At 39.4% G+C, this 13961-nt stretch carries 18 protein-coding genes; 17 read left to right on the forward strand and 1 reads right to left on the reverse strand.

Annotated elements, in window-relative coordinates:
- Window positions 1-192 precede the first annotated feature (192 nt).
- From BHF69_RS14130 to thiI, 6 genes are read left to right on the forward strand one after another with little or no spacing between them, the layout of a single operon-like run.
- Entirely contained in the window at window positions 193-480 is a 288-nt protein-coding gene (locus BHF69_RS14130; RefSeq protein ID WP_158022546.1) for a hypothetical protein, read from the forward strand.
- Complete coding sequence (locus BHF69_RS03395) at window positions 407-1459, forward strand: hypothetical protein (protein ID WP_075669663.1); 1053 nt, start codon at window positions 407-409, stop codon at window positions 1457-1459. Before BHF69_RS14130 ends, BHF69_RS03395 begins: the two co-directional genes overlap by 74 nt.
- Window positions 1443-2408: a 50S ribosomal protein L11 methyltransferase gene (gene prmA, locus BHF69_RS03400; protein WP_075669664.1), complete on the forward strand. Its 966-nt coding sequence runs from the start codon at window positions 1443-1445 to the stop codon at window positions 2406-2408. The genes BHF69_RS03395 and prmA overlap by 17 nt, the downstream gene beginning before the upstream one ends.
- Window positions 2409-2417: 9 nt before the next feature.
- Window positions 2418-3158, forward strand: a complete 741-nt coding sequence (locus BHF69_RS03405) for a 16S rRNA (uracil(1498)-N(3))-methyltransferase (RefSeq protein WP_075669665.1) — start codon at window positions 2418-2420, stop codon at window positions 3156-3158.
- Window positions 3159-3160: 2 nt separating this feature from the next.
- On the forward strand, window positions 3161-4303 hold the full coding sequence (locus BHF69_RS03410) for a cysteine desulfurase family protein (RefSeq protein ID WP_075669666.1): 1143 nt from the start codon (window positions 3161-3163) through the stop codon (window positions 4301-4303).
- A gap of 7 nt (window positions 4304-4310) precedes the next feature.
- A complete protein-coding gene (thiI, locus tag BHF69_RS03415) occupies window positions 4311-5492 on the forward strand; it encodes a tRNA uracil 4-sulfurtransferase ThiI (RefSeq protein ID WP_075669667.1) in 1182 nt (393 codons plus the stop codon).
- Between the two features lie 68 nt (window positions 5493-5560).
- Here the strand turns inward: thiI and BHF69_RS03420 are convergent, their stop codons facing one another.
- Window positions 5561-5809, reverse strand: a complete 249-nt coding sequence (locus BHF69_RS03420) for an HPr family phosphocarrier protein (protein WP_075669668.1) — start codon at window positions 5807-5809, stop codon at window positions 5561-5563.
- A 139-nt stretch (window positions 5810-5948) separates the two neighbouring features.
- On the opposite strand from BHF69_RS03420, the gene mtaB reads away from it, so the two are divergent.
- From mtaB to sigK, 11 genes are all read left to right on the forward strand, one after another.
- A complete protein-coding gene (gene mtaB, locus BHF69_RS03425; protein ID WP_075669669.1) occupies window positions 5949-7283 on the forward strand; it encodes a tRNA (N(6)-L-threonylcarbamoyladenosine(37)-C(2))-methylthiotransferase MtaB in 1335 nt (444 codons plus the stop codon).
- A gap of 78 nt (window positions 7284-7361) precedes the next feature.
- Window positions 7362-7613 (forward strand): IreB family regulatory phosphoprotein, encoded by a 252-nt coding sequence (locus BHF69_RS03430; RefSeq protein WP_075669670.1) that lies wholly within the window; start codon window positions 7362-7364, stop codon window positions 7611-7613.
- 7 nt (window positions 7614-7620) lie between these two features.
- Window positions 7621-8055 carry a Holliday junction resolvase RuvX gene (gene ruvX, locus BHF69_RS03435; protein WP_075669671.1) on the forward strand — a complete coding sequence of 145 codons (435 nt, stop codon included), beginning with the start codon at window positions 7621-7623 and terminating at the stop codon, window positions 8053-8055.
- On the forward strand, window positions 8052-8312 hold the full coding sequence (locus tag BHF69_RS03440) for a DUF1292 domain-containing protein (RefSeq protein ID WP_075669672.1): 261 nt from the start codon (window positions 8052-8054) through the stop codon (window positions 8310-8312). The genes ruvX and BHF69_RS03440 overlap by 4 nt, the downstream gene beginning before the upstream one ends.
- A 26-nt stretch (window positions 8313-8338) precedes the next feature.
- A complete protein-coding gene (locus BHF69_RS03445; protein ID WP_075669673.1) occupies window positions 8339-8782 on the forward strand; it encodes a Fur family transcriptional regulator in 444 nt (147 codons plus the stop codon).
- Window positions 8783-8833: 51 nt separating this feature from the next.
- Entirely contained in the window at window positions 8834-10498 is a 1665-nt protein-coding gene (locus BHF69_RS03450) for a ribonuclease J (RefSeq protein WP_075669847.1), read from the forward strand.
- Window positions 10499-10587: 89 nt separating this feature from the next.
- On the forward strand, window positions 10588-10926 hold the full coding sequence (locus BHF69_RS03455; RefSeq protein ID WP_143249467.1) for a YlbF family regulator: 339 nt from the start codon (window positions 10588-10590) through the stop codon (window positions 10924-10926).
- Between the two features lie 27 nt (window positions 10927-10953).
- A complete protein-coding gene (locus tag BHF69_RS03460; RefSeq protein ID WP_143249469.1) occupies window positions 10954-11316 on the forward strand; it encodes an endolytic transglycosylase MltG in 363 nt (120 codons plus the stop codon).
- A 5-nt stretch (window positions 11317-11321) separates the two neighbouring features.
- Complete coding sequence (locus tag BHF69_RS03465; RefSeq protein WP_075669676.1) at window positions 11322-11966, forward strand: O-methyltransferase; 645 nt, start codon at window positions 11322-11324, stop codon at window positions 11964-11966.
- Window positions 11967-11975: 9 nt separating this feature from the next.
- Complete coding sequence (locus tag BHF69_RS03470; RefSeq protein WP_075669677.1) at window positions 11976-13202, forward strand: peptidase U32 family protein; 1227 nt, start codon at window positions 11976-11978, stop codon at window positions 13200-13202.
- A gap of 66 nt (window positions 13203-13268) precedes the next feature.
- Window positions 13269-13904, forward strand: coding sequence for an RNA polymerase sporulation sigma factor SigK (gene sigK / locus BHF69_RS03475; RefSeq protein WP_075669678.1), 636 nt, complete (start codon window positions 13269-13271; stop codon window positions 13902-13904).
- Window positions 13905-13961: the final 57 nt, after the last annotated feature.

Raw genomic sequence — 13961 nt, forward strand, 5'->3', positions numbered from 1 at the left:
TGAGCTATATGCTCTGAGAGAATGTAAGAAACAAGGGGTATCGTTGAAACGACGATATCTCTTTTCTTGTTTTAGATAAAAAAATTTCAAATTTCTTACAAGGTTTTATGATGGCGAATATGAATTTCTTTTCTTGAAAGACGATGCAATTTGTTATAGAATATAAGAAATATGCACATGTGGAGAAGGAATATGAAGAAACAAATGATAAGCCTGATACTTGTAATCTGTCTGAGCCTGCAGTTTACAGTACCAGTATCTGCCCATAGAAAAAATTTATCTGCATTTACAAAAGAGAGTATTCCATGTTATAGTGATAGCTATGGCTCTGAACGAATAGATTCTGTCCCTAAATATACTGGAATGGACGTCAAAGACGAAACTGGCAGTTATTATTTAGTGGAATATGAGAAAAAAAAAGGATACAAAAACCGGCTGGGTAGCAAAAAGCGATGTGAAAGATCAATGTCTGAAATATGATGGATCAGAAATCGCTGTGGTAGCCTCAGGCACCTATCTGCTGGGAGGGCAAAAGATAAAGGTTACTTTTCTTGGAGATCAAAAGTATAAAATCAGGCTGGAACGTACAAAGGAATATTTTACTGGATCTGCCTATAAGCATATACCAGGGTTTTCTCTAACAAAGGATGATTGTGGAGACCGACAGATCTGGGAATTTAAGCGCGTGAAGAACCGATTGTTGATCCAAAATAAAAAAAACCAGCTGTATTTGGTTCCATGTGGAAAGATTCTTCAGATGGGCAGCTACAAAAAGGCAATGCGGTATAGCTGGCAACTTACCCGAGTGGATAAGAATGTGGATCCCTATTATAATTTTTGTCAGTACGATGGCCGATGGGGTGGTAAGAAGTATGGAAGCAGCACTACGATGGCGGAAGCAGCATGTGGTGTGCTGGTAGTGGTCAATGCACTTTATGCATTGAACGGTCAGTTTATGGACCCGATGGATGGAGCTGCCTATGCTTGTGATACCGGTTATCGTGTTCCCTACAGTGGAACAGATGAGGGATTTCTGACAGCAGTAGCCAAGGGACTTGGAACGCAATATGGATTTTATTATGCAGGAAAAGCAAATACCACAGTAGCTATTTTAAAATGCCTGGAGGATGGAGGCGTTGTGGCGGCTCATGTTCCAGGGCATTATGTTGCGATTGTAGATTATGATAAAAAGACGAAGAAGTATCTGGTATTAGATTCACATCCGCTTGCAAAGAGAGCAACGTCTCCATTTGGTACATGGGTAAAGAAAGAACGATTGGAAGCAGGTGGGTTGAATGCATATTCAAATTTTATGTATAAACAGAAAAAGGATACAAAATTTATGTGGAATTTAGACTCACAGGAATTATCAGTGATGCAGGGACTTGCACTTGATTTGGATCTAGAAGGGCAGGTATGGAACACTGCAGAAAGGAATGAAAATGGAAAAGTGGAATAAAATTACGATTGATACAACGACTCAGGCAGTGGATAGCATTAGCTATGAGTTAAGTGAGATGGGAATTACAGGGATAGAAGTGATCGATCATGTACCATTGACCGAAGAGGACAGAAAGGAAATGTATGTGGATCTTCTTCCGGATGAGATTGCTCCAGATGATGGAACGGCTAAGATTTTATGCTATGTAGATGAAGATGCAGATTTGGAAGCGTTGGTATCCGATATCTCAGTAATGTTAAAAGAATTGGCAGTATTTTTTGACATTGGTGCAGGAACCATTTCTTTGGGAGAGACGAAAGATGAGGACTGGGTGAATAACTGGAAGAAATACTTTAAACCATTTCGTCTGGACGATAATATTATCATCAAGCCTACCTGGGAAGTATTAGAGGAGAAAAAGGACGATGATATTGTAGTTGAGATTGATCCAGGAACAGCATTTGGAACGGGTTCTCATGAGACGACCAAGCTTTGTATTCACCAATTGAAAAAACATATAAAAGAAGATACCACATTGCTGGATCTTGGTTGTGGAAGCGGAATTTTATCTATTATCGGATTAAAATTAGGTGTAAAGAAGGCGGTAGGAACGGATATTGATCCTAATGCCATTCGTGCAACAGAAGAGAACTGTGAAATCAACCATATTACAGAGGAGCAGATGACTGCTTATCAGGGAAATCTGCTGGAGGATGAGGCATTTTGTAAAATGCTGGGACAGGGCTGTTATGACATTGTAGTGGCGAATATCCTGGCAGATGTCATTATTCCATTATGTGGTATTGTAACTCCTTTTTTAAAAGAAGATGGCTTATTTATTACATCTGGTATCATTAATACGAAAGAGGAAGATGTGAAGAGAGCGATGGGGGATAATAACCTGGAAATCCTTGAGATCAATCATATGAAGGATTGGGTTTCTATTACAGCAAGACCAAGGCGATAGGGGAAAAAGATGTATCGATTTTTTGTAACACCGCAGCAGACCGGCGGTGAAAATATCATAATAACAGGAAGCGATGTGAATCACATCAAAAATGTGTTAAGAATGAAAAAAGGGGAGCATATTCTGGTCAGTGATGGAATGGAACGGGAATATGAATGTCAGATCACAGATTTTGGAGAAGAACATGTGGAGGCAAAGATCATAGACGTTTTTGGCATTGCAGCAGAGCTGCCGACAAAGATTACGTTGTTTCAAGGGTTGCCAAAATCGGATAAGATGGAATGGATCATTCAGAAAGCGGTAGAATTAGGCGTTTATGAAGTTGTTCCAGTGGCGACGAAACGTGCCGTCGTAAAACTGGATACGAAAAAGGCAAAGAAGAAGGTTGAGCGTTGGAATGCGATTGCTCTTAGCGCCGCAAAGCAGGCAAAACGGGGAATCATTCCGGAAGTAAAGCCGGTTATGACATTAAAGGAAGCCTTTGGTTATGCCAGTTCGTTTGATTCCTCCATTCTTCCATATGAGGATGCAAAAGGAATGGAGCATTCCAGACAGGTGCTCGCTTCTTTAAAAGGGAAAAAGAGAATCGGTATCTTTATTGGGCCGGAAGGTGGATTTGAAGAAAGTGAGGTTGCAGAAGCCATGGGACAGGGAATTATGCCGGTGACCCTTGGCAGGAGAATTTTAAGAACAGAGACGGCAGGGATGGCAGTGTTATCCATTCTTATGTTTCAGATGGAGGAGGAATAAAGTTGGAAGCGTATTTTGATAATGGGGCGACGACCAGAGTCTTCCCCCAGGTAAAGGATATTGTCATTGAAGCAATGGAGGAGGAATATGGGAATCCGTCTTCCATGCATATGAAAGGCGTAAAAGCAGAACAATATGTTAAAGATGCCAGAGAGATCATTGCAAAATCATTAAAGGTAGATCCAAAGGAAATTGTATTTACCTCTGGTGGAACAGAATCTAACAATATGGCATTGATCGGAACGGCTATGGCCAATGCCCGCAAGGGAAAACACATTATTTCAACGAGAATCGAGCATGCATCTGTATATAATCCGTTATTCTTTTTGGAAGAGAATGGATATGAGATTACCTATCTTCCGGTAGATGAGCATGGAGTCGTGGATTTAGAGGCGTTAGAGAAGGCCATCCGACCAGATACCATACTGGTTTCTGTCATGTATGTAAACAATGAGATTGGAGCAGTACAGCCGGTTGAGGAAATTGGGAAAATCGTAAAGAAAAAGAATCCAGATACTCTGTTCCATGTAGATGCAATTCAGGCATATGGAAAATATCATATTTATCCAAGGAGATTAAAGATTGATCTGTTGTCTGTAAGTGGTCATAAGATTCATGGACCAAAGGGAATCGGATTTCTTTATATAAAGGATAAGACGAAGGTCCATCCGTTGATTCTTGGAGGTGGACAACAGAAGGGGATGCGCTCTGGAACGGAGAATGTACCAGGAATTGCAGGGCTTGGAAAAGCAGTACAATTGATCTATCAGGACCATGAAGAAAAGATGAAAAAGATACAGGCAATTAAAGATGATTTTATTGCTCAGGTGATGGAATTGTCAGATGTTAGAAACAATTCGGGAGAGGCACCTCATATTGCAAGCATCAGTTTTCAGGGAGTTAGAAGTGAGGTTCTGCTTCATGCGTTGGAGGAAAAGGGAATATATGTCTCATCCGGATCTGCATGTTCTTCCAATAAGCCGGCGATCAGCGGCACATTAAAGGCCATTGGTCTGACAAAAGAATACTATGATTCTACGTTAAGGTTTAGTTTCTGCATCTTTAATACGAAGGAAGAAGTAGATTATACAGTAAACTGTCTGCGGGAATTATTGCCGATATTACGAAGATTTACAAGAAAGTAGGAGAAATATGGAATTTAAAGCGTTTTTGATTAAATATGCAGAAATTGGAATTAAAGGTAAGAACCGTTATATGTTTGAAGATGCCTTGATTCGTCAGATGAAGTTTGCGTTAAAAGAAGTTGGTGATTTTGCCATTCGCAAACAGGCAGGAAGGGTATTCGTGGAAGCGAAGGGCGAATTTGACTTTGATGAGGCAGTATCAGCATTGCAGAGAGTTTTCGGAATTACCGGAATCTGTCCAACTATCATTGAAGAAAATAAGGATTTTGACCATTTGGCAGAAGTATGCTGTAAATTTATCGATGAACAATATCCAGACAAGAATCGAACCTTTAAGGTTTATGGTCGTCGTGCGGATAAGAAATATCCGATGAATTCTATGGAATTTTCTGCAGAAATGGGAAGCAGGATTTTGGATGCTTTTCATGAATTAAAGGTGGATGTTCATCATCCGGATATTTTATTAACAGTAGAAATTCGAGATAGAGTTTATATTTATTCTGATATTTTGAAAGGACCGGGCGGAATGCCGATTGGTACTAATGGAAAGGCAATGCTGTGTCTGTCAGGAGGAATTGATAGTCCCGTAGCCGGATATATGATTGCTAAAAGAGGAGTCCGCATTGATGCTACTTACTTCCATGCACCTCCTTATACAAGCGAACGTGCAAAACAAAAAGTCGTAGATCTGGCGAAAAAGGTGTCCAGATATGCTGGTCCGATCAATCTTCATGTAGTCAATTTTACAGATATTCAGCTGGCTATTTATGAGAAATGTCCACATGATGAACTTACGATCATTATGAGACGTTATATGATGAAAATTGCAGAGCATTTTGCAAGAGAAGGTGGTTCTCTGGCATTGATTACAGGAGAAAGCATTGGGCAGGTTGCCAGCCAGACCATTCATAACCTTGCGATCACCAATGAGGTATGTGGTATGCCAGTATTTCGTCCATGCATTGGTATGGATAAGCAGGAAATCGTCGATATCGCAGAACAGATCGATACGTACGAAACTTCCATTCAGCCATTTGAAGACTGCTGTACAATATTTGTGGCAAAACATCCGGTAACAAAGGGAAATTTAAAAATAATTAAGCGTTCTGAAGAAGCTTTAAAAGATGTGATCGATGACCTGATGAAACAGGCCATTGAATCTGTAGAAATTATCCGTGTAAGCGAGTAGAAATAGACATTCCTACCCGCCTTTTACGGCATATGTGCCAAAGATAAAGTAAAAGCATATAAATGCTTTTACTGTTCTTCTGGTGTAACAATAAATGGTTTTAGTGATTCTAAGATTTCGTTGATCTGGGCACCGGCATCTCTGATGTTTAAGTCAAGAGGTTTTGAAATGTCAAGGCTGAAGATTCCCATAATGGACTTTGCATTGATGACATATCTTCCAGTGACCAAATCAAAATCATAGGGATATTCGTTTACGATCGTAACGAATTCTTTCACTTTTTCGATAGAATCAATAGATACTTTTACTGTTTTCATAAGGGCCTCCTTTTACTAGATATGCCATTTCCTTCACGTTGTCTCCCAAAGGAGTGCAAAGCGAAATGGATAGGTTCAGGCTAAGCTTATAGTATACAAAAAATACAAAAAAGTCAAATATATTTGATAGGAGTAGAAGATGACAGTTTTCAATCAAACCCCAAAATTAAGAATTGCATTATTAACTTTGGGATGTAAAGTAAACCAATATGAGACAGATGCAATGAAGGAACGTCTGGAAATAGCAGGTGCCCGTATTGTGGGATTTGGAGAGGCTGCAGATGTTTATATTGTAAATACCTGTTCTGTGACTAATGTTGCAGATAAAAAATCCAGACAGATGCTTCATCGGGCAAAGCGCAAGAATCCAGAATCTGTGATCATTGCTGCAGGCTGTTATGTGCAAGCAGCAAAGGAAGAACTGGAAAAAGACCCTCTTATTGATATCATCATTGGAAATAATAGAAAAAAAGAAATTGTGTCGGTGTTGGATAATTATTTTAGAACCATGCAAAAAGCAAGCAGGGTGATCGATATCAATCATACCAGTGAGTTTGAAGAAATGGGTATGGACCATATCGAAGGGCATACAAGAGCTTATATTAAAGTCCAGGACGGATGTAACCAGTTCTGCTCTTATTGCATCATTCCCTACACAAGAGGGAGAGTACGAAGCAGGAGCCTTTTAGAGGTGAAAAAAGAAATTATCAGGCTGACAGCTCATGGCTATAAAGAGTTTGTATTAACTGGAATTCACTTAAGCTCTTATGGCATAGACCTGGAGGATGGGACCAATCTGTTAACTTTGATTCAGACAATTGGGATGATCAAAGGGGTGGAACGGATTCGTCTTGGGTCATTGGAGCCTAGAATTATCACAGAAGAATTTGTCCGTCAGGTAAAAGAGATACCGGCTTTTTGTCCACATTTTCATTTATCTCTACAAAGTGCTTGTAATGGAACATTAAAACGAATGAACCGAAAATACACGATCGAAGAGTATATGGAAAAATGTGAATTGCTAAGAAAATATTTTGATCATCCAGCTATTACCACGGATGTAATCGTGGGATTTCCAGGAGAGACAGAGGAAGAGTTTTCAGAAACTGTAAAAAATTTAGAAATCATCAACCTATATGAGATGCATGTATTTAAATATTCCAGAAGAAAAGGAACAAGAGCAGAAAAGATGGCAGATCAGGTAGATGAACAGGTAAAAAATAAAAGAAGTATGGTACTTCTTGAGATGACAAGGCGACAAAAGAAGGAATATGAGGAAGCACTGCTTGGAACAATAGAGCAGGTGCTTTTAGAAGAAGCAGTGGAAGCAGATGGGACCGTATATTATACCGGGCACACCAAGCGATATGTGAAGATTGGAGTGCTGGGGGAACACCTCACATCCAATCAGCTGGTGGATGTGAAAATCCAGGGATTTTCTGAGAAAGGATTTTTAATCGCAGAGGTAATTTAACAGGAAAAACCCAAAGCTTTACTTTTTGCTGTAACTATATTAAAATAGAACTAATGAAAAAAAAGGACGTGATGAATAATGGATAATAATACACAATTATTTCAGGTAGTAAAAGAAGAATATGATGTGCACACAATTTTAGCTAAGGTTTATGAAGCTTTGAAGGAAAAAGGCTATAATCCTGTGAATCAGATCGTAGGATATATTATGTCAGGGGATCCTACTTATATTACCAGCCATAATAATGCCAGAGGCTTAATTCGCCGTGTGGAACGAGATGAGATTATTGAAGCACTGTTTATTCAGTATATTGAAACAAAATTGAAGTAGGTATGCCATGAAGTTGATGGGATTGGATTATGGAACGAAGACGGTAGGAGTCGCAGTGAGTGATGGCTTGATGCTCACTGCCCAGCCTGTGGAGACGATTACAAGAAAGTCTTCCAATAAGCTTAGAAAAACACTGGCCAGAATAGAAGCTCTGGTACAAGAACATGGCATAGAGAAAATCGTTTTAGGTTATCCTAAAAATATGAATAATACGCTGGGTGTACGTGTAGAAGAGACATTGGAATTCAAAGAGATGTTGGAAAGAAGAATGGGATTGCCCGTTGTACTTTGGGATGAGCGTTTAACGACTATGGAATCAGAAAGGATTTTGATGGCTGGAGGAGTCCGCAGAGAGAATCGTAAGGATGTCATCGATCAGCTTGCAGCATCTATTATATTACAGAGTTATATGGACTCTGAAAGAAAAGAGGAAGAAGAATGAGTAAAAAACCAGAAGCGATTGTTTTTTACGATGAAGAGGATAACGAAATTCAGTTAGAAGTGTTAGAGCAGACAACGATTGCCGGACAGAATTACCTGTTAGTATCCGATCAGGAAGAAGATGCTGTGTTACTGTTTAGGGAAGTTCCGGAAGATGGGGATTTTGTTTCCTATGAGATTGTAGAGGATGATACAGAGATAGAAGCACTGTTAAAGGTGTTTAATGAACTGATAGAAGAGGTTGATATTGAATTTTAAATATCAAAAGAGGTTGAGGTGTAAGAATGACAAATATGGAGCATTTTAAAGAGTTATTAAAGAATAAAGGATTGAAAATGACGACACAGAGAGGGATTATTCTGGAAGTGTTGTCAGAATGCCCGAATCAGCACCTGACCGCTGAAGATATCTATGAATTAGTGCGTAAAAAGCAACCGGAGATTGGTATTGCTACGGTATACCGTACTTTACAGTTGTTATCAGAATTGGAATTAATCGACACTTTGGATTTGGATGATGGATTTGTGCGCTATGAATTGGCAGGAACAGATGGAAGTGGACATCACCATCATCATTTGATCTGCATGTCATGCGGAAAAGTTCTGGAATTCGAAGAAGATCTTTTGGAAAATTTGGAAGAGAAGATTGAGCTTACGACAGGATTTAAGATTTATAATCACAAAGTGAAGATGTATGGATACTGTAAAGACTGTAAAGAGAAACTGTAATATCGAAGACGTGCGTGATAATATAAAAGTGATGGAGGAATAATTTTGAAACTGTTTAAAAATGAGAATAAGCCAGTAAAGGTCATACCATTGGGCGGAATGGAACAGATTGGTATGAATATTACGGCTTTTGAATATGAGGATTCGATTATTGTCGTTGACTGTGGACTTGCTTTTCCAAATGAGGAGATGCTGGGAATTGATCTTGTGATTCCTGATATTTCCTATTTAAAAGAAAATGCAGACAAGGTGAAAGGACTTATTATTACTCATGGGCATGAGGACCATATTGGTGCGATTCCGTATGCATTAAAGGAACTGAATATGCCAATTTATGCAACAAAGCTGACCATGGGATTGATTGATAATAAGCTGAAAGAGCATGGATTGACTCGTTCCATTAAGAAGAAAGTAGTGAAGCATGGACAGTCTATTAATTTGGGATGCTTCCGCATCGAGTTTATTAAGACGAATCATAGTATTGCAGATGCAGCGGCGTTGGCTATTTATACTCCTGCAGGAATCATTATTCATACGGGAGACTTTAAGATCGATCATACGCCGTTATTTGGTGAGGCTATTGATCTGGCGCGCTTTGCCGAATTAGGAAAGAAGGGTGTTCTTGCTCTTATGTCAGATAGTACGAACGCTATGCGAGAAGGATATACTCCTTCTGAGCGTACGGTCGCTAAGACATTGGATCATGTCTTTAACGAATATCGAAAAGAACGTCTGATCGTGGCAACTTTTGCATCCAACGTTGACCGCGTGCAGCAGATCATCAATTCTGCTTATAAATACGGAAGAAAAGTAGTTGTAGAAGGAAGAAGTATGGTCAATGTTATTAAAACTGCTGTAGAGCTGGGCTGTATCAGTATTCCAGATAATACATTGATCGAGATTGAACAGATGCGTAATTATAGTGATGATCAATTGATCTTGATTACCACAGGAAGCCAGGGAGAAACTATGGCTGCGTTGTCACGTATGGCAAATTCCAGCCATAAGAAGGTTATCATCAAGCCAAATGATGTGGTTATCTTCAGTTCCTCTCCAATTCCAGGAAATGAGAAGGCAGTATCTAAGATTATGAACGAATTGACCCGTAAAGGTGCCAAGATCGTCTTTCAGGATACGCATGTTTCTGGACATGCCTGCAGGGAAGAGTTAAGGCTGATCTATGCTTTGACGAAGCCACAGTATGCAATACCAGTGCATGGAGAATATCGCCATCTGACCAGTAACGCAGAGCTTGCACATGAAATGGGCATCGAAAAAGATAATATCTTTGTACTGCGCTCTGGAGATGTACTGGAATTATCCAAGAAAAAAGGAGAGATTACGGGAAGAGTACCAGCACAGGGTATTTTGGTTGATGGACTTGGTGTAGGAGATGTAGGAAATATCGTGCTTAGAGATCGTCAACAGTTGTCTAAGAATGGTCTGTTGATCATTGTGATTACTTTGGAACGCTATAGTAATCAGCTGCTGGCAGGTCCGGATATTGTTTCTAGAGGCTTTGTCTATGTGAGAGAATCAGAAGGACTGATGGATGAGGCGAAGAAAGTAGTAGCAGAAGCATTGGACGAATGCCTGAGTAAAAATATTTCCGACTGGAGCAGGATCAAGGCAGTTGTAAAGGATGCATTAAGCGATTTCTTGTGGAAAAAGACGAGAAGAAATCCTATGATTTTGCCAATTATTATGGAAGTATAGCTTAGTTGGGAGAGGTCCTCTCTCTATGTGAATAGAAGGTTGGGGAAGAAACCATACTCAGTGTGAACTTGAAAAGGAAGTATAGAAGAGTGGAACAAATATATAATATGACCCATCGTCTGATTGATTCCATCAAACAGTCCGATTATTATAGAGACTATCAGGAATGTCTGAAAGCTTTGAAGAAGAAAAAGGATGTTTATGAAAGGTTTAATCAGTTTCGCAGACAGTATTATGCTCTGACAAAAGATGGACAGGAGAATTTTAGCGAAATCGAAAAACTTCAGCAGGAGTATCATGCACTGCTTGTAGATACCGATGTGGTGGAATTTATGGATGCAGAGGACAAGGTCTGTGCAGTTATGAAGGATATGTACGATACAATTGCAGAAGGATTGGAATTTGACATGGATTTTATGGAAGGATAATCTCTATAGAAAGAAAGGATCAGGAAAATGATACGACAAGTGAATAAGAAATTTTGGAGAACATTTTTTTCTGTTTTTCTGGATGCTCTATTGATCGTAGCGCTTATCCTGATCTTTTTATGGATGAAAAAGATAGCTTATTATTCTTTTTCCAATCGACCATATCAAAGAGATGGTAGCCGGACGATAGAAATTCAGATTGATAAGAAGGAGACTGTAAAGGCAGTGGCAGCTCAGCTGGAGCGACAAGGAATTATTGGAGATAAGAAATATCTGATCATCCGATACCAGTGCTCTACCTATCATATATACAAACTTCGGGCAGGAACCTATCAGGTTTCCTCGGACATGGGTGTGGATGATCTGTTAGATGAATTTACAGGACGATAGAGAAAATGATTGTAGATGAAAGAATTGTGGCATATATTCATTCTCTGGCACAGGATGATTGTGAACCTTTGATGAAGATTGAGCAGGATGCCAGAGAAAATCATGTGCCAATAGTAAAAAAAGAGACAAAAGAGTTGTTGAAAGTCCTCGTGCTGATGAAACGTCCCAAGAACATTCTGGAGGTTGGAACAGCAGTGGGATTTTCTTCTTTATATATGAATCAATATCAGCCAGAAGATGGAAGAATAACTACCATTGAACGCAATGCAGGACGTATTGCCAAAGCAAAAGAGAATATAAAGAAATTCGAGAAAGAAGGGGTAATCGAACTTCTGGAGGGAGAAGCTATGGAAATCCTGAAAGAACTTCAGGAACAATATGATATGATATTTGTGGATGCGTCTAAGGGACAGTATATTCACTTTCTGGATGAAATATTGCGTTTGCTTCCAATCGGCGGCATTCTTATTTCAGATAATGTGCTTCAGGAGGGAGATATTGTAAAATCCCGTTATGCGATTGAACGCAGGAACCGAACGATTCATAAGAGGATGAGAGAGTACTTATATCAGATTACTCATATGGAACAACTGGAGACAGTGGTCCTTCCGATTGGCGACGGGGTAACCATAAGTACAAGAGTAAAGTAGGAGTGAACAATGAGAAAAATAGAATTATTGATTCCAGCCAGTAGTCTGGAAGTATTAAAGACAGCTGTCATGTATGGCGCTGATGCGGTTTACATTGGTGGTGAGATGTATGGACTTCGTGCTAAGGCAAAGAATTTCTCAAAAGAGGATATGGCAGAAGGAATTGCATTTGCACACAAATATGGCAAGAAAGTATATGTAACGGCTAATATTGTGGCTCACAATGATGATTTAGAGGGAATTCGCGAGTATTTTCGGGAACTGAGAGAAATAAAGCCAGATGCATTGATCATATCTGATCCAGGTGTTTTTCAAATCGCAAAGGAAGAAGCACCGGAGATTGAACGACACATTAGTACACAGGCGAACAGCACCAATTATATGACATATCAGTTCTGGCATGCTCAGGGAGCATCTAGAGTTGTGGCGGCCAGAGAACTGTCTCTGGCGGAACTGAAAGAGATCAGAAGTAAGATTCCAGATGATCTGGAGATTGAGGCATTTGTCCATGGGGCCATGTGTATTTCTCATTCCGGCAGATGCCTGCTCAGTAATTATTTTACAGGACGCAATGCCAACAATGGAGCCTGTACTCATCCATGCCGTTGGAAATATGCAGTAATGGAAGAGAGCAGACCGGGAGAATATCTGCCAGTTTATGAAAATGAGAGAGGAACTTATATTTTTAATTCCAAGGACCTTTGCATGGTAGAATACATTCCTGAAATTGTTGATGCTGGAATTGACAGCTTAAAGATCGAAGGTCGTATGAAAACGGCACTTTATGTAGCAACCGTTGCCCGTACCTATCGGAAAGCGTTGGATGATTTTGCAATTTCTGAAGAGTGTTATCGTAAGAATATGGATTATTACCATAGCGAAATTTCTAAATGTACGTATCGTCAGTTTACTACTGGTTTTTACTTTGGGAAAACAGATGAAAATTCCCAGATTTATAACAGCAATACCTATGAAAAAGAATATACGTATATTGGGATCATTCAGGGAAAAAATGAAAAAGGATATATGCAATTGGAGCAGAGAAATAAATTCAGCATTGGGGAAACCATTGAGATTATGGTTCCATCCGGAGAAAATGAGGAAGTTCTGGTCCGTGCGATAGAGGATGAAGAAGGGAATCCAATGGAAAGCGCACCACATCCAAAACAAAAGATTTTTGTAGATTTTGGAAGAGAGATTCCAGAAGGATATCTGCTTCGTAGAAAAGAAGATTAATCGGAAAAGCACTTTTTAAGCCGTTTTCGCATAAAGTGTATAAAAGGGCTTAGAGGTGCTTTTCTTTTGCGTACATTCAGGAAACCATTGTCACAGGAGGAGGAACGGGAGTATCTTAAGAAAGCACTGCAGGGTGATTTAGAAGCGAGGAATCATTTAGTTGTGCACAATATGAGGCTGGTGGCACATATTGTTAAAAAGTACCATAATTATGAAAAGGAAACAGAAGATTTGATTTCTGTGGGAACCATAGGTCTGATTAAGGCTATCAATACCTTTAAATTGGAATCCAGTAACCGACTGGTGACATATGCTTCGAAATGCATTGAAAATGAAATATTGATGATGCTTCGATATAAAAAGAAAAGTGCAAAGGATGTTTCCATTTATGAGCCTATTGGCAGTGATAAGGAAGGAAATGAGATTAGCCTTCTGGATATTATCTATGAACCAGAGGTGGACTTTGATGAGGCTATATTTTTAAAAGATAATGAAAAATACTTATACAGAATTTTGGAACAGATGGAAAATGGCCGGGAAAAGAGCATTATCATTTACCGATATGGTCTATACGGAAAACCCGAGATGACTCAAAGAGAAATTGCAGATCGGTTGGGAATATCCCGCTCTTATGTGAGCAGGATTGAAAAAAAAGCAATTGAAAACTTAAGAAGGAAATTCGAGGAGGAGTGGAAATCTTGAGATTTCATTCCGAATAGGATATAATAACACAAAAGATAAAAGATAGGAGTACATAAG

Source organism: Anaerostipes sp. 992a, assembly GCF_001940245.1.
GTDB lineage: Bacteria > Bacillota > Clostridia > Lachnospirales > Lachnospiraceae > Fimousia.